This is a genomic window from Labilibaculum sp. (assembly GCF_041595635.1).
In the GTDB taxonomy this organism is placed as follows: domain Bacteria; phylum Bacteroidota; class Bacteroidia; order Bacteroidales; family Marinifilaceae; genus Labilibaculum.
Genome location: NZ_JBFHJW010000004.1, coordinates 87483 through 103191 on the forward strand (window position 1 = coordinate 87483; position 15709 = coordinate 103191).

Below are 15709 nucleotides of genomic sequence, written 5' to 3' on the forward strand. Positions count from 1 at the left end.
TTATCTTCCTATAATTTTTTGTTCTAATGCCTCAACTACTTCTTCTGGTGTTGGAATAATTCCTCCATAACGACCAAAATGCTCTACAGGTACTTTGCCATTTACGGCAAGACGAACATCTTCTACCATTTGGCCAGCACTCATTTCAACAGATAAAATCCCTTTTACAGTACTCAACATTTCCTGGATTGCTTTCACAGGATATGGAAACAAAGTGATCGGACGAAGTAAGCCAACCTTAATTCCTTTTTCGCGAGCCTGCTCTACTGCTTTCTGACAAATACGAGCACTTGAACCATAAGCAACAAAAAGATAATCTGCATCATCGCAAGAAATTTTTTCGAATCTCACATCATTCTCTTCCATTGCACGATATTTAGCCTGCAATTTATGGTTAAATATTTCTTGTTTTGCAGAATCTAAATCCAAAGAAGTTGTGATATTGCGATCACGATCTGCTGTTTTTCCTGTTGTAGCCCACGATCCAGAAATTTGTTCAATTTCCTCATCGGTCCAACGAGCTTTAAAATCGGACAATTCCACTTTTTCCATCATCTGGCCAATAACACCATCAGAAAGAATCATTGCAGGATTTAAATATTTAAAAGAAAGCTCAAAAGCTAAATCAACAAAATCGTTCATTTCCTGAACCGAAGCTGGAGCCAACACAATCAACTTATAATCACCATGTCCACCACCTTTAACAGCCTGAAAATAATCCGACTGAGCAGGTTGAATCGTACCTAATCCTGGTCCTCCTCGTACAACATTTACTACCAAAGCAGGTAATTCAGCACCTGCTAAATAGGTAATCCCTTCTTGCTTTAAACTAACCCCTGGGCTGGATGAAGATGTCATTACTTTTTTACCACAAGAAGCACCTCCATATACCATATTAATTGCGGCTATTTCACTCTCTGCTTGTAAAACCACCATCCCTGTATCTTCCCAAGGCTTGCGGATCATTAGGGTTTCCATTACCTCGGACTGAGGAGTAATTGGGTATCCAAAATACCCATCGCATCCACAACGAATAGCTGCTTCGGCGATAACCTCATTTCCTTTCATTAAACGAACGTCTCCCATTACGAATATTTTTATAAATTTTTCAGATTTTGAATATTGTAGCTTTGTTCTAGCTTGCTTTTGTTCGATAAACAGTAATTACAGTATCAGGACAAACGAGTCCACAACTAGAACAGCCAATACATGCATCAGGGTTGGCCATATATGCATAATGATAACCTTTTCCATTCACATCACGAGCAAGTTCGATGACATTTGTAGGACAAGCTACTACACATAAACCACAACCTTTACATTTTTCAGTATCAACAACAATAGCACCTTTAAATTTTGCCATAGCGTATATATAATTAAGAATTACATTTGATTTTTCAGCATAAAGGTAACAATTCAAAAGCAATTTAAGGCTTTTTACTTTCGATTTATTATCAATTCAAAAAATTTACAATCAGTCTAAATAAATTGTTCAATTTTTAAGTTTTGATTTATTTGTTTTTAACTGGTATTGCTTACAAATTGCAACTTCATTCAGTCAATATCAAACAACTTCATAATTTATTAATCCAAATGTTAATATATAGTAAAAAAAAAGTTTCGTGAATTTAAATTCATGAAACTTTATGAACGCAATATGCTAGGTATTCGTTTGAATTTTGCACAAAAAACTATCTATCAAACCACTATCAATAGGATTACAATCATAATCGAAACTATTGTATTAGTTCTGTATTTTATACTGATTGTGAAATTCTTTTAGGCGAAACTCCAACACTTTGAATTGCTCCCTCGAAACTTGAGAAACACAAGCCCTCAAGCCTTCTTTTAAACTGCCAGTTTCATTCAAACAAATAGCCGAAATACCATAATACAATAGCTTTTTATTTAATTCTGGTCCACTCATTCCTGAATAGCTAATCGTGAAATAGAATCCATCGGCCAAAGGCAAAGATTCGTCCTTCTCATAAACCAATTCGAATCCATTTTCAAAAAATAATTTTTTCATAATTTTCGCCCTCTCTCCATACTCCCTCACCTCTTCTACAAAATTAAATTGCCCCTCGTTGGCAGCCTTCAACATTGCCGCCAGAGCATACTGTGCAGAATGAGAAGTACCGGAAGAAAGCGCATAAATAATCCGATAAATTATTGCGTATCCAAACTCGTGGGCTCCAAATCGCGATTGCAAGCCTTTATATTTTTTATGAAACAAGGCATCAGAAACACAAAGAAGACCTATGCGCTGTCCGGCGTAACTAAATGCTTTCGAACTTGAAATCATTAGCACATAATTATCAGTATAGTTTGCAACAGTAGGCTGATAGGGACCAACTCCGGGTTGGCTTAAATCGGAGCGAAAATCCATAGCAAAATAGGCCAAATCTTCCATTACAATAACATCATATTTAGTAGCAAGCCCACCAATAATCTTCAACTCTTCCTCATTAAAACAAATCCACGCTGGATTATTTGGATTAGAGTAGATGATTCCTGCGATAGTTCCTTTTTCCAAAAATGACTCCAATTTGTCTTTCAACTTATTTCCACGATAATTGAACACATCAAAAGATTCGTATTTCTGATTCATGACCTCTAGTTGCGTTTTTTGCACTGGAAATCCAGGATCGATAAATAAGATGGTATCTTTATTTGCCTCGCAATTGCCTATAGCCATAAAGGCGGCATATCCTCCTTGCATAGACCCCACCGTTGGTACAATACCTTCGGGTTGGATATCAACATTCATAAAGTTTTTTACAAATTTAGAGGCCTCTTGCTTCAATAACTTTACGCCTTCCAACATAGGATAAGCAGAAGCAACACCATTTTCCAAGGCTTGCTTCTCAGCTTCAACACCAAGTTTGGAAGGCTTTAATCCGGGGACACCCATTTCCATACGAATGAATTTTTCACCAGTTTCTTCTTCAATCATATTAACAACACGAACCACATCTCGAATGCTGGCATCCTCCATTTTATCGATTCCGCACAAAGCAAGCTTCTGATCGACAATCTGAGAATTAATAGGGGTTTTCATCATTTTAAGATTTCACATTTAAATGAATAGGTCAGAACAGTAAATTATATCAATTTTCCAGATTTCAATTACTATTTAAAACCTTTTTAGCCATTATAATTACAATATACGCCATTTAATCGCATTACTAATATGCTAGCTAAAAAACAAAAAAAAGGCTGATCGAAAAAACGTCAGCCTGCTAAATAATTCATTTGACTAATCAAATTCTGGAAGAATCTGTTTCAACCAATTATCAACTCTTTCCTCGGTTAAATCATCCTCAAAATCTTCATCTAAAGGCAAACCCACAAATTTACCATCCCGAAAGGCTCTCGACTCATTGAATTCATAACCTTCACCACTTACTTCACCAAGAATAGTAGCACCTGTTTGCTGAATACTATCGGCCAAATCGCCCATAGAATCAACAAAATAGTCTGCATAAGCAATGTGATCACCCAAACCAAAAATGGCCACTTTTTTTCCTTTTAGATCTAAACCATTTAATTTTGGAAAGAAAATATCCCAATCGTTTCCTGCATTATCGGAAGACCAATTATGTTTTCCAAGAGTAGAAATTCCAAATATGATATTTGAATAATCTTCCAGATCTTTTGCTTCACAATCTTTAAGTTTACGAACAACAATTCGATCGGAATCTATTTTTTCAGCAATAAGTTTAGCAACTCTTTCAACATTTCCACCTACAGGTCCATAAAACAATCCAATTTTATTCATAGGAAATCGTATTTAGTGTAATCAATTTTGTTTGTATTTTTTTAGCTTCTACAAAGTTAAAATTATTTGGAACTTTTCAAACTTGCAAAAGCAAGTAATACACCCAAAACAACGCCCAAAAAAGCAGCAAAAAGAACCTGAAAATCAACAGGTAACAAAAAGGTTATGGTTTGGGCAGGAATCCAAAACAAAGGAATTGTCTTTTTAATCACAAAATTCCAGTGAACATCCCAATTTAAGTTGATAAGGATTTTTAATATTTGAATGGGCTTAAAAAAACCCGACAAAGTACCTCCATTCTCGATAATATGTACATCGGTAATCTTATGAAAAGTCATTAAAACTGGCGCATAAAACAAATTCAGGAACAAACTAATTGAAAAAGCAACCAAAAGTTTTTTTCCAGAAAAAGAACCCATTATGGCATCCTCTGCTCCACTCACACCAAGATAAGATAGAATTACTGGCGATCCTGCTGCAAAAATCACAAAGGCCAATTTTATAGATAAGCCTAAAAATCCCCAAACAATAGCCCTGGGCAATACACCAAAACCTTTCTGATAGTACTTCCCGGTTCGAAGCCGAAGTCCAATGATTTCGCCGATTGTTGCTAGTATTGCAAATTTCACAAAACTGGTGATCATTCCGTGAGCTTTGTTAAAATCAATATAGAAATCGAAAATACTTCGAGATACAAAAAAAGGCAGAAATAGCAGAATAAAACCTAATGCAAAAATCACGTCTTGTTTTTTCATGATGGCCAATTTTAAGAATCCATAGCGTGCAAATTTCCATGCTACAACAATTTACTTATCTGATTGTTCCGTATAATTTTCGAACCCTTTGAAAAAACCAGTTTTTACTTCTTTCCATTTTACAGCAATTCCCAACAAAAGGATAACTACAAAACCAATCATCAGCTTTTCGTTTAAACTAAGATCTTTTAACTTTCTCATCACCTAAATATTTCTCCATGCATACTAATTTCGCAATTATTTTTCAATTCGAATTCGAGCATCAACTGCTACAATCGCATTTTTATTTCCCAGCAAAGGATTCAAATCCATCTCAAAAATTTCAGGTGCAACCTTCATTAAGGCAGCAACTCGAGTAATTGCTTCGGCAAATTTAGACTCGTTCACAGGTTCCTGACCTCTTACTCCTTTAATAATACCGTAGGATTTCAAACCACGAATCATATCTAAAGCTTCCTGATTCGAAACTGGAGCCAATGCCGCCTTCACATCTTTTAAAACTTCAACAAATATCCCTCCCAAACCACATAAAACAAGATGTCCAAATTTATCTTCACGCTTAGCACCGATAAAAACTTCGGTTCCACTTAGCATTTGTGCCAACATAATGGCATAAGTATCTTTAATTTGCATCATTCTTTGAAATTCAGAGCGAAGAGTATCTTCATCACTAACATTTAAGCGAACACCACCAACATCAGATTTATGAATAGGTCCAACTACTTTCATCACCAAAGGAAAACCAATCTTTTTAGCCAAAGTAACAATTTCCTCTTCGCTATCAGCAACACCTTCTCTGGCTCTTTCAATACCAGCAGCATCTAATAAATTATGAATTTGTTGTGGATTCAGATATCCATTTTCCGCCTCCTCAATAATCTTACGTATCTCAATTTCATTAAGAGTTGGCATTTGAATTTTTTCGGGTTGTGGCTTAGCTGTATGATAAACTTTCGCTAAAGCATCACCAAAAATCACCTCGTCGGGAAAATTGATTCTCCCTTTATTTAGAAAGTGCTGAATTTCATCTTTCACATTGATAACCGAAGGCAGAATAGGATAAATTGGCTTTTTACATTGCTTCATTTTCTCATCCAAAAGATCGTACACATCGTAAACAGGAAACAGGCCTGGACTACCAAAGATCACCGCCATGGCATCAACCTGATCAAAATCATTTTCACAAGCATCGATAATATCCCCAAGCTGTTCTGCATTTCCCGTTGCCAAAAAATCAATCGGATTGCTCACCGATGAACCTGCGTATAACTTCGTTACCAATTCGTCGGCCTTGGGACCTTCAATCGAAGGAACACATAAACCATTATTAGAAAGAGAATCTGTTAACATAACTGCAGGTCCGCCTGCATGAGTAATAATAGCAATATTTTTCCCTTTTAATTCAGGATGCATAAAAATGGAAGCGACTGTTACCAATTCATCGCGTCCCTTGCAACGGACAATTCCAGCTTTCCGAAATAAAGCATCAACAGCCACATCGGAACTAGCCAAAGCTCCTGTATGAGAAGATGCCGCACGACTTCCTGCTTCGGAACCTCCAGATTTTATTGCAGCAATTTTACAACCTTTACGGATTAGAGAAGAAGCATGTTTTAGTAGTATTTCAGGCTTATCGATGTTCTCGATGTAGAGCAATTTAACCTTACTGCTAGTTTGTGGATCAAAACTTTCGTCCAAATATTTTAGAATCTCTTCCACTCCCAATTGAGCAGAATTCCCAACAGAATAAACACTCGCAAAAGACAATCCTTTCGGAACTCCGGACTCTAAAATAAAAACTGCTGTTGCTCCCGAACCGGTAACAAAATCACAACCATAGGGATTTAATACCGGTATTGGACTGGTAAATATTCCATTATAATTCGGATTGACCATTCCAATGCAATTCGGACCAATTAATGATCCTCCTACTGAGTTTACAATCTCAACAATATCCTGCTCCAATTTTGCCCCCTCTTGATTCTCCTCACTAAATCCAGCAGAAAGAATAATAAAAGCACGTGTGTTTTTATTCTCAGCGAGAATTTTCACTGTAGAAGGACAAAATTTAGCAGCAATGGCAATTATGGCCAAATCTACCTGAGGTAAATCGTTTAGATCTTTATAAGAACGCACTGATTGTACCTGATCCATTTTTGGGTTGGCAACATATAGTTTTCCCGAAAAGTTTCCATCAATAAGGTTTCTTAAGACTTTACCTCCAGGCTTTTGAACATCATCAGAACCTCCAACAACAACAATACTTTTAGGTTTTAGTAACTGTTCTGTTATCATTTTTCGCTATTTAGTGTTTTGCTATTTTAAACAAATGTAATAATAATCTATACCCAACAAGGCTATCTCTCAAACAATCTGTAAGTAATAATAAACTTTTGCATAACATTTTAACAATTTTAAAATCTCATTAGATCTAAAATTTACAAAAAAAAGTAATTCAGATTGTACCATTCAAAAATCGACTTTAGCAGAGACGATACAGAAAGCTAAATTATTATCAGTAATTTTGGTTTTGAACAAATAGTAGTTGAGTCCATATGACAGAAACATTTCAGCAAATATTAGAAAAAGATCAGTTATCAAAAGAAGATATCATTCGGTTGCTTCAATCTGCAAAAGAAGATGAAAAAGCTTTATTCGCAAAATCAAGCGACGTCAAACTAAAACACATTGGGCAAAATGTACACTTTCGTGGATTGATAGAATTCTCGAATATCTGTAAAAAAGATTGTTTGTATTGTGGTATTCGTGCCTCAAATGGCAAAGTGAATCGTTACGATATTGCCGATGAACAAATTCTTAAAGCTGCAAATTTTGCTTACCAACACAAATACGGATCTTTAGTTTTGCAATCGGGAGAACGTACTGACCCAGTCTTTGTTGATCGAATAGAAAACTTACTACACGAAATTAAGAAACTTAGCAATAACGAATTGGGCATAACCATTTCGCTAGGAGAACAAAAGCGGGAAACCTACCAAAAATGGTTTGATGCAGGAGCTCATCGATATTTACTTAGAATAGAATCGAGCAATGCTGAATTGTACGAAAAAATTCACCCTAAAAACCAAAATCATTCGCACTCAACAAGACTTAAGTGCTTGCAATATTTAAAACAAATCGGCTATCAAACCGGCACCGGTGTGATGATTGGTCTTCCTTTTCAAACCTATGAAGATCTCGCCAATGATATTTTATTCATGAAAGGTTTCGATATTGATATGGTAGGCATGGGACCTTTTATTGAACACGATCAAACTCCTTTGTACCAATACAAAGATCAGCTAATGAGCTTGAGTGATCGATTTCGATTGAGCCTAAAAATGATAGCTGTGCTCCGAATTGTAATGAAAGACATTAACATTGCCGCAGCCACGGCACTTCAAGCAATCGATCCGCTGGGAAGAGAAAAAGCACTTCGCATTGGTGCTAACATTATTATGCCCAACATTACACCAACATTGGAAAGGGCAAACTATTTACTGTATCAGAACAAACCTTGTATTGACGAAGGTGCCGAGGATTGCACCAACTGTATGGAAGCCAGAATAAACATGGCCGATGGAAAAATTGCATACGGAGAATGGGGTGACTCTCAACATTTTAAAAAGCGAGTAAAATAATCAAACGAATACAATCAAAAAAAGTGCCCAAACCAGGCACTTTTAGTATTTTGTAACTTGAACTGAATTTAATAATACAAATCCCTTTCTCCATTTTTCACTTTTTCGAGTCGAATAAGCAAATCGTCAATTTTCTGAATATCTTTTAATTCTCCGATCTTTTCTTCAATTAACTCATAACCTTTACGCTTCATCCCAACAGAGCCGTAATCTTCCAGATATTCAGCTAAAGTTAAAATTGCATTTTGCGTACAAAATCGTTTGATAAAACCAGGAACCGAGAATTCCATAAAATGTTCTCCTGTTCTTCCTTTTCGGTAGCAGGCCGTGCAAAAAGATGGCAAATATTTTTTATCGAGCAATTCATCAATCACTTCAGCTAAACTACGAGGATCACCGATTTCAAATTGTTCCTGCTCCAACTTTTGCGCTTTGGCATTGTCTTCGGAATAACCGCCCAATTGAATATTCGTTCCCGCATCAATCTGTGAAACACCCAATTTTATAACCTCTTCGCGAATTTCTTTACTTTCTCGTGCGGTTAAAATCATTCCTGTATAAGGAACTGCAAGTCGTAAAATCGCAACCAATCGAATAAAATCAGCATCACTCACCTCAAATTCGGGATCGATATTAGAATCGGATGCCGCTTTAATTCTTGGAAAAGAAATGGTGTGCGGACCGACATTATAACATGCCTCGAAATGATTCACATGACGAAGCAAACCAAGAACCTCATATTTCCAATCGTATAAGCCAAATAGAGCTCCTATACCCACATCATCAATTAAAGCTTCCTGCGCTCTGTCTAAACCGGTTAATCGCCAATTAAAATCCTTCTTTTTACCACTCAAGTGATATTTAGCATAAGCTTCTCGATGATAGGTTTCCTGAAAAATTTGGTAGGTTCCTATTCCTGCTGCTTTCACTTTTTTATAACCTTCAATATCTAAAGGTGCTGCATTAATATTTACCCGACGAATTTCACCATTACCAGACTTTACATCATAAACTGTACGCACGGAATCGGCAATAAAATCAGCATCATAAAGAGGATGTTCACCATAAACTAAAATTAATCGTTTTTGTCCATTATCCTCTAATGCCGTCACCTCACCTTTTATCTGATCGTGATTAAGAGTCGTTCTTTTTTGCTTTGTATTGGAAGCTCGAAAACCACAGTATGTACAATTATTCACACACTTATTCCCAATATAAAGAGGCGCAAAAATCACAATTCTATCACCATACACTTTTTCTTTCAACTCTCTAGCACCCTGCTTAATCTCTTCAATCAATTCAGGATCCTCTGTTTTCAATAAAACGGCTGTTTCCTGAAGACTCAGGCGATTTTTATCTAGAGATTTTTGAATGATTTTTCGAACATTATCTTTTGTAGCTTTAGCTTTATCTAAAATTTCCCAGATTTCAGATTCATCGATAAAAGGTTTCATTCTCTCATCCTTTATTCGATACTCCTGAGGTTTGTATATCATTCTCATATTTCGTACTGTATTTAACTGGAAATTCCCTTTTTTCAGATCGCAAAATTTGGACTGAACTTATTTGTTTCCAGCCTAAAATTATACAATATTATTTTGTTTCGCCAATAAGGCGAATATTCATCTCTTAAAATTTATCAAAAAGAAGACAAAAAAAATCCGTAGCACAACTGCTACGGACTTAAATATCTTAATTAAAGACCACTTCTAATTATACTTTTGCTTCATAAACCAACGTTCGAACAAGCTAAATTCAAGAGTGATCTTCCCATAATCCTCACGCACATTGTCATTAACTGTAGTTCCCATCTGTCCGAATTCAAAAGCAACATTAATGACACCCTTATCTCGAGATAAAGGAATTCCCAATCCGCATGTCACAGCACGAGTTGAGATATTCTCACCATTCACCTTTATATAACCAGTATCATAAAAAGCTCCAAATCGATAGGTAAGTTTTTTAACAAATTTTGTCTCGTAGCCAGAATTTTGTGAATAACTCACGCCAACACTAAACTTATCTCTATCTTCAAGTTCGTTTTGTTCATTAAATATCTCCGTATCACTCCATTTTTCATGAAGGTAATCGGCACCCACCCAAAGTTGCTTATTTTTGGTTAAACCAACGCCCAAAGCATAAGTCATTGGAACATCAAATGAACCTCTATTTAAACTATTTTCATAGATAGTATCTCCAGTACTTGAAGCATAATTGGTTACAACAATACGTTCCTTAGCACTAACACCTATTTTAGGTTGAAATTTAGCTCCCAGAGAAAAATCCCACTCACGATTTAAACTTCCATGATATTGAGCACCCATATTTACAAAAACCCCTTGAGAAATCATTTCTTCTTCACTCACATATGAATAAGACGATTCTTCCAGTACTAAATACTCTGCATGTGTATTATTTCCAAAAATAAAAATAGTATTTAACCCTAAATGAAAATTCTCAGAAACCTTAAAACCATTGGTCCAAACCAGCTGATTCAAACCTCCATTACCAGTCACCGTACGCTGATAATAATCAGTTCCTCCGGTAACCGTTTCGATGGTAGTAATTTCGTAGCCGACATTTGTATAAGGAACCAAGGAAATAGCAGTAGAAATAAGAGGAGAAACGCGAAAACCAAAAGCCAACTGAGTTAGGTTATTATCAGAAAAGCTATCCGATTCACCTTTTTGATTCAATTTGGAATTTTTAGAAACCATCCCTACATTAAAAATAAATTTTAAACTATCGATACCTGCTAAGGAAGCTGGATTATCGATGGCTAAATATCCTCCACTTTTATAGGACAATCCACCTCCACCTAGGGCGCTACTAACGGCACTAGAACTTTCGGCTAATTCACCTAACCCAAAATAAGAGTAAGGAGAAGACGTGTTATTTTGGGCAGTTACAGCAAACTCTCCCATTACCAATAAAAAAATACTGAGAATTGTAATTCTCTTTATTATAAATGATGAGAAGTTATTCTTCGTCCTGAACCACATAAGTTGCTTCAATTTTAAATTCAAAATCAGTTGCTTTGTCATTTGTTAATACCATTCTATCTGTAGAATTACTCAATGAAGATGATTCTAAAGAAATCAATAAAGTATTCGTATCATCATCCCCGTCAGTAAGTACATCGTTAAAATGTGAAGTTACATCAAACGTGAAATAAGATTCCTCACCATATTCCTCATCCTCGTAAAACACAGAAGTTAATGCAGCTCCAGAACTAGAATACAACGCTGATTCAATATCATTATAATCATCACAAGTATACAGATTGAATGAGTCAGGTAAAGGATACAAATCGTCATCGTAAGATCCTATAGCTGGGTAAAAAATCAGCTTTGCTTTCAATAGTGATCCTGCTAAACCTAAAGTAGATAGATTTTCAATATAAGGAATTATCAATTTGGTCATTAATCCAATTCCACCTTGTATAAAGGTACGTTGTCCTGCATCTTCAGAAGACAGATCATATTTTTGCTCCACAAGTTTCTCCAAAGGGGTACCCGTTCGATCCGATTGATAGTTCGAGAATACATAAGAAGATGATCCTATTGGAAAATCGTGATAGAGAACCTCATCACTATCGGTAGTTGTACTAGTTTCATGATAGTACAAACGAATATACATTAAGGTATCATTCGATGTCTGAAAATTTAATATTGTTGCATCATCATCAACTGCTGGCCGCAATGAAACTCCCTCAAGGTAATTTTCCCATTCTGCACTAGCTTGTAGTGTTTCGTCATGATCAATAGCCATATCAATTAGTTCCTGACCGAATTCATCTGACAAATTCATTCTAAAATTATATTCATCACCACTATCACTTGTACGCATAGGTCTTGCCGTAAAAGTCTTGCTTCCTAGGGGCACAGTATCAATTTCGAAACTACTTACATTATACAGATATTCATTTCCACTTTCATCTTCTTCCAACTCCATTTCTTCGGTAACCCGATATAAATTTAAGGTCTGGCTAACCGTTGTATCCCCATAATAATCTTCATCATAATAAGTAACAAACACAATGGAATCATAAACCGGATCATCATTCGCTTCCAAATCAAAAGAACCACCTAAACCTATCTTAGTAAAACCATTGGAAGTAACTGTTCCCAAATAAGGATCAACGTATCTACCAACAGTCATCACATCCGCATCAGAGGTAGCTATTGAATCAAGAATTACTGTAGAGGCGTAAATTGTAAACGTATCGATTAAGCGAACGTCAGTAGAATTATCAACTAAATCTTCACCAATTTCATGCTCTTCATAATCATCAGAACAGCTAATGAAAAAAACGGATACCAGTAAAAAAAACAAACTTATTTTTTGCATATTTTCAGTATTCTAATATAAAGTTCAACAAAGAAAATCAAATTCAAGGAAGGAATGAACTTTTATAGATAAATCAATTAAAATTATCGGACAAATGTAATTAAAATATCGACAACCCCTAAGTTCCGTGAGGAATTGTTAATTTTTCTAAATTAATTACGGTTTTTTTAGAAATAGAAAAGATATCATTTAGTTTTTTATTTATATTTGTCGATCAGATAAAATACCCGGGTATTATATACAAGATTATAGACTCCTGTTTTATACCTATACAATTATGGATTAAATTAAAGATAACATAACGGTTATTTGGCCCGGAAACAAATTTAACTTTGAAAAATCATAACAAATGAGACAAAGATTATTATTAGGAATTATTGCAACACTCTCAATTTCGACTAGCTGTAGTAGCGGTGACGATAATGATGGTAACTGGGTTAAGCGTTCTAGTTACGATGGTCGTACAAGAAGCAATGCTGTATGTTTTGTCATTGACGACGAGGCATATGTAGGTACGGGTTACGACGGAGATGACCGTTTGGCTGATTTCAGAAAATACGATGGTGAATTAGATAGCTGGTCGGCTTCAATAAGCACTGGTGACGATGGTTCTGTAACTTCATTTCCTGGATTAGTTCGCCAATCTGCTGTGGCTTTTGCTGCAGGAGGTAAAGGATATGTAGGAACAGGATTTGATGGTGATGTAACTAGATTTGACGATTTCTACGAATATGATCCTACAGATAACTCATGGACTCAAATTGCCGATCTTCCTGGAGGAGCAAGACAAGAAGCCGTTGCTTTTGGTATTGGTGATAACGGTTATGTTGGAACTGGATACGGATTTCTTGATGGTGATGACAAAAATGAATTGAAAGACTTTTGGAAGTATGACACTTCAACTGGAGAATGGTCTAGTATTGGTTTCAGTGGTGAAAAATTACGAGGCGGTTCTGCTTTTGTTATTGATGATATTGGTTATGTTTGCTTGGGTAAAAGTAATGGTGTTACTGTAAATGACCTTTACTCTTTTGATCCTGATACAGATTCTTGGACTAGAATGTTAGACCTTGATGATGATGATGTTGATGAGGATGGAGATATTCTTCGTTACTATGCTGTTGCTTTCGTAATTGACGATAAAGCATATGTTGCTTCTGGAACAAATGGATCTCTACAAAGAGATGTTTGGGAATTCGATCCATCTGGAAATAGTGGTGAAGGTGATTGGGATGAAGTAACTTCTTTAGAAGATGAAGTTGCAAGCCGCCAATATGCAGTTGGATTTTCTATCAACAACAGAGGTTATATGACCACTGGTAACTCTTCAGGAACAAGATTGGATGACCTTTGGGAATTTCAACCAAATGTAGAAGAAGACGACGACGATAACTAGAAATAGAAATTATACTATTAAGGGTTGTAGCTATTACAACCCTTTTTTTTGCTATCATTATGAATAAAAATAAATTAGTATTTATTGGATTATCTGTGGTTATTATGGCAATTATTGCGATTCTCATATTCCAATCTAAAAAAATGGAGCAAGCCCGAAAAACGGAACAATCCATTAAATTGGAATGGACCATGGAAACAATGCAAGTTGACAATGGTTGGGGATTCATTATTTCTATGAATGGAAAACCAACAATCAAACAGGATAGGATTCCAGCGATCGACAAAAAGAATGTGTTTCTGACTGAAGAATCGGCAAGACAAGTTGGGGAAATTATGTTGAGAAGAATTCAAAATAACAAAAGACCTTCTATTTCAAAATCTGAATTGATAGAATTAGGTATAATAGACTCTTTACAAATGCCTATTCCACAAAAATAAAGATTAACACTCCTTAACAATCGGGTTAAAGAGTGTTAACATTTATTTTATACTGATTAAAAGCTACTATCTTAGTGGCCATGATCATTGAAAGCATTATTATTGACCGTGATTTACTCCACATTGAATCTTTAAAACAATATGGAGATAGCGTTCCCTACCTCAACATAAACGCTTGTTTTTCCAATCTAAATCAAGCTCGAACCTACCTTCACAAAAACGAAGTAGATCTTATTTTCATGGATCTGGAATTTGCAAAGCTCCAACAAATTGATTGGAACAAATTTGGCCAACAAAAGCCAGAGGTAATTATTAGTATGAATTGCGCTGCATATGCCTACAAAGATCATTGTATAAGTGCATTTGACTATATCATGAAACCAATTTCTCTGGAAAAATTCATTCGAGTCCTAAATAATATATACATTCAAAAACAAGGATATCTAATCCCTGAGAAAACAAAAATTGTACAGAAAGATTTTTTCTTTGTAAAGAATAATTCAGTCATTGAAAAAGTAAAATTCAACGACGTACTATTCTTTAAAGGCATGAAAGATTACATTTGGATTCAGACACGAAAGAAGAGAATTATCACCCTGCAAACCATGAAAAACTTAGGAATCTATCTCCCTGCAGATCGTTTCATCAGAATTCACAAATCATATATTGTATCCTTAGAACACATCGACTGCATCGACAAAAATAAAGTCATTATTGGCGAAGAACGAATTCCTATTGGAGAAACATTTCGGACTGCTTTTTTCAAAAATCTTAAAGAGCAAGAACTTTTATGGGACTAAACAAGAAAACCTCCAACTAAAGTCGGAGGTTTAAAAATTTAAAATAATTCTATTTTTGATATTCCTTAATAATATCAGCTACATCGCCCGCAGAAACACGACCATAAACACGTTCACCTATGGTTACCACCGGAGCCAATCCGCAAGCGCCAACACAACGCAAACAACTAATCGAGAACTTTCCATCTTCTGTAGTTTCTCCAACAGGAACATCTAGTTGTCGTTTAAATTCCTCCAACACTTTCTCGGCCCCACGCACGTAGCAAGCCGTCCCCATACAAATTGAAATTGGATATTCTCCTTTGGGCACCATTGAGAAAAAAGAATAAAAGGTAACTACACCATAAACATGTGCTACCGAAACATTCAATTCTCCTGCTATAATTTCCTGAACTTCGGCCGGAAGATAGCCAAAGGTCTCTTGTGCTTTGTGGAGCACATTGATCAATTCACTTCCTTTATTATCGAATGATTTGCAAATCTCCACAAGCTTTTCCACTTTGGATTTTGCTAATTTAATTTTTGCCATTTTAGTTAGATTTTAGA

General features: G+C 35.7%; 15 protein-coding genes. 4 read left to right on the forward strand and 11 right to left on the reverse strand.

From position 1 onward, the window contains the following. The 7 genes from ABYT26_RS02350 to ABYT26_RS02380 form a co-directional block, all read right to left on the reverse strand. Complete coding sequence (locus ABYT26_RS02350; protein WP_372751279.1) at nt 1–1086, reverse strand: 3-methyl-2-oxobutanoate dehydrogenase subunit VorB; 1086 nt, start codon at nt 1084–1086, stop codon at nt 1–3. 49 nt (nt 1087–1135) lie between these two features. After that, nucleotides 1136–1363 carry a ferredoxin family protein gene (locus ABYT26_RS02355; protein WP_372751280.1) on the reverse strand — a complete coding sequence of 76 codons (228 nt, stop codon included), beginning with the start codon at nt 1361–1363 and terminating at the stop codon, nt 1136–1138. Between the two features lie 381 nt (nt 1364–1744). After that, the gene (locus tag ABYT26_RS02360) at nt 1745–3064 is read right to left on the reverse strand and encodes an aminotransferase class I/II-fold pyridoxal phosphate-dependent enzyme (RefSeq protein WP_372751281.1); all 1320 of its coding nucleotides are present in this window, start codon (nt 3062–3064) and stop codon (nt 1745–1747) included. Nucleotides 3065–3259: 195 nt separating this feature from the next. After that, entirely contained in the window at nt 3260–3781 is a 522-nt protein-coding gene (locus ABYT26_RS02365) for a flavodoxin (protein WP_372751282.1), read from the reverse strand. A gap of 62 nt (nt 3782–3843) precedes the next feature. Beyond that, a complete protein-coding gene (locus ABYT26_RS02370; protein ID WP_372751283.1) occupies nt 3844–4536 on the reverse strand; it encodes an Mpv17/PMP22 family protein in 693 nt (230 codons plus the stop codon). Between the two features lie 51 nt (nt 4537–4587). Next, complete coding sequence (locus tag ABYT26_RS02375; RefSeq protein WP_372751284.1) at nt 4588–4737, reverse strand: hypothetical protein; 150 nt, start codon at nt 4735–4737, stop codon at nt 4588–4590. Nucleotides 4738–4773: 36 nt separating this feature from the next. After that, entirely contained in the window at nt 4774–6831 is a 2058-nt protein-coding gene (locus ABYT26_RS02380) for an acetate--CoA ligase family protein (protein WP_372751285.1), read from the reverse strand. 260 nt (nt 6832–7091) lie between these two features. Here ABYT26_RS02380 and hydE point away from each other — a divergent pair, with 260 nt between their 5' ends. Beyond that, nucleotides 7092–8177, forward strand: a complete 1086-nt coding sequence (gene hydE, locus ABYT26_RS02385; RefSeq protein ID WP_372751286.1) for a [FeFe] hydrogenase H-cluster radical SAM maturase HydE — start codon at nt 7092–7094, stop codon at nt 8175–8177. Nucleotides 8178–8245: 68 nt separating this feature from the next. Here hydE and hydG read toward each other — a convergent pair whose 3' ends face one another. The 3 genes from hydG to ABYT26_RS02400 all read right to left on the reverse strand — a co-directional run bounded on the left by hydG (nt 8246) and on the right by ABYT26_RS02400 (nt 12527). Then, nucleotides 8246–9679 carry a [FeFe] hydrogenase H-cluster radical SAM maturase HydG gene (gene hydG, locus ABYT26_RS02390; protein WP_372751287.1) on the reverse strand — a complete coding sequence of 478 codons (1434 nt, stop codon included), beginning with the start codon at nt 9677–9679 and terminating at the stop codon, nt 8246–8248. Between the two features lie 207 nt (nt 9680–9886). Next, a complete protein-coding gene (locus tag ABYT26_RS02395) occupies nt 9887–11179 on the reverse strand; it encodes a hypothetical protein (protein WP_372751288.1) in 1293 nt (430 codons plus the stop codon). Beyond that, nucleotides 11157–12527 carry a DUF4270 family protein gene (locus ABYT26_RS02400; RefSeq protein WP_372751289.1) on the reverse strand — a complete coding sequence of 457 codons (1371 nt, stop codon included), beginning with the start codon at nt 12525–12527 and terminating at the stop codon, nt 11157–11159. Before ABYT26_RS02400 ends, ABYT26_RS02395 begins: the two co-directional genes overlap by 23 nt. Before the next feature lie 349 nt (nt 12528–12876). On the opposite strand from ABYT26_RS02400, the gene ABYT26_RS02405 reads away from it, so the two are divergent. The 3 genes from ABYT26_RS02405 to ABYT26_RS02415 all read left to right on the forward strand — a co-directional run bounded on the left by ABYT26_RS02405 (nt 12877) and on the right by ABYT26_RS02415 (nt 15163). Then, on the forward strand, nt 12877–13923 hold the full coding sequence (locus ABYT26_RS02405) for a Kelch repeat-containing protein (RefSeq protein ID WP_372751290.1): 1047 nt from the start codon (nt 12877–12879) through the stop codon (nt 13921–13923). Nucleotides 13924–13982: 59 nt separating this feature from the next. Then, nucleotides 13983–14363: a DUF4907 domain-containing protein gene (locus tag ABYT26_RS02410; protein ID WP_372751291.1), complete on the forward strand. Its 381-nt coding sequence runs from the start codon at nt 13983–13985 to the stop codon at nt 14361–14363. An 80-nt stretch (nt 14364–14443) separates the two neighbouring features. Next, a complete protein-coding gene (locus ABYT26_RS02415) occupies nt 14444–15163 on the forward strand; it encodes a LytR/AlgR family response regulator transcription factor (RefSeq protein WP_372751292.1) in 720 nt (239 codons plus the stop codon). 49 nt (nt 15164–15212) lie between these two features. On the opposite strand, the gene ABYT26_RS02420 is transcribed toward ABYT26_RS02415, so the two are convergent. After that, nucleotides 15213–15692 (reverse strand): NAD(P)H-dependent oxidoreductase subunit E, encoded by a 480-nt coding sequence (locus ABYT26_RS02420; protein WP_372751293.1) that lies wholly within the window; start codon nt 15690–15692, stop codon nt 15213–15215. Nucleotides 15693–15709 lie beyond the last annotated feature (17 nt).

What these genes read in the sequence shown, in the direction of transcription:
- ABYT26_RS02375 (WP_372751284.1), bottom strand. Translation starts at nt 4,737, where the DNA reads ATGAGAAAGTTAAAAGATCTTAGTTTAAACGAAAAGCTGATGATTGGT.
- hydG (WP_372751287.1), bottom strand. Translation starts at nt 9,679, where the DNA reads ATGAGAATGATATACAAACCTCAGGAGTATCGAATAAAGGATGAGAGA.
- ABYT26_RS02360 (WP_372751281.1), bottom strand. Translation starts at nt 3,064, where the DNA reads ATGATGAAAACCCCTATTAATTCTCAGATTGTCGATCAGAAGCTTGCT.
- ABYT26_RS02355 (WP_372751280.1), bottom strand. Translation starts at nt 1,363, where the DNA reads ATGGCAAAATTTAAAGGTGCTATTGTTGTTGATACTGAAAAATGTAAA.
- ABYT26_RS02405 (WP_372751290.1), top strand. Translation starts at nt 12,877, where the DNA reads ATGAGACAAAGATTATTATTAGGAATTATTGCAACACTCTCAATTTCG.
- ABYT26_RS02350 (WP_372751279.1), bottom strand. Translation starts at nt 1,086, where the DNA reads ATGGGAGACGTTCGTTTAATGAAAGGAAATGAGGTTATCGCCGAAGCA.
- hydE (WP_372751286.1), top strand. Translation starts at nt 7,092, where the DNA reads ATGACAGAAACATTTCAGCAAATATTAGAAAAAGATCAGTTATCAAAA.
- ABYT26_RS02370 (WP_372751283.1), bottom strand. Translation starts at nt 4,536, where the DNA reads ATGAAAAAACAAGACGTGATTTTTGCATTAGGTTTTATTCTGCTATTT.
- ABYT26_RS02400 (WP_372751289.1), bottom strand. Translation starts at nt 12,527, where the DNA reads ATGCAAAAAATAAGTTTGTTTTTTTTACTGGTATCCGTTTTTTTCATT.
- ABYT26_RS02415 (WP_372751292.1), top strand. Translation starts at nt 14,444, where the DNA reads ATGATCATTGAAAGCATTATTATTGACCGTGATTTACTCCACATTGAA.
- ABYT26_RS02395 (WP_372751288.1), bottom strand. Translation starts at nt 11,179, where the DNA reads ATGTGGTTCAGGACGAAGAATAACTTCTCATCATTTATAATAAAGAGA.
- ABYT26_RS02420 (WP_372751293.1), bottom strand. Translation starts at nt 15,692, where the DNA reads ATGGCAAAAATTAAATTAGCAAAATCCAAAGTGGAAAAGCTTGTGGAG.
- ABYT26_RS02365 (WP_372751282.1), bottom strand. Translation starts at nt 3,781, where the DNA reads ATGAATAAAATTGGATTGTTTTATGGACCTGTAGGTGGAAATGTTGAA.
- ABYT26_RS02380 (WP_372751285.1), bottom strand. Translation starts at nt 6,831, where the DNA reads ATGATAACAGAACAGTTACTAAAACCTAAAAGTATTGTTGTTGTTGGA.
- ABYT26_RS02410 (WP_372751291.1), top strand. Translation starts at nt 13,983, where the DNA reads ATGAATAAAAATAAATTAGTATTTATTGGATTATCTGTGGTTATTATG.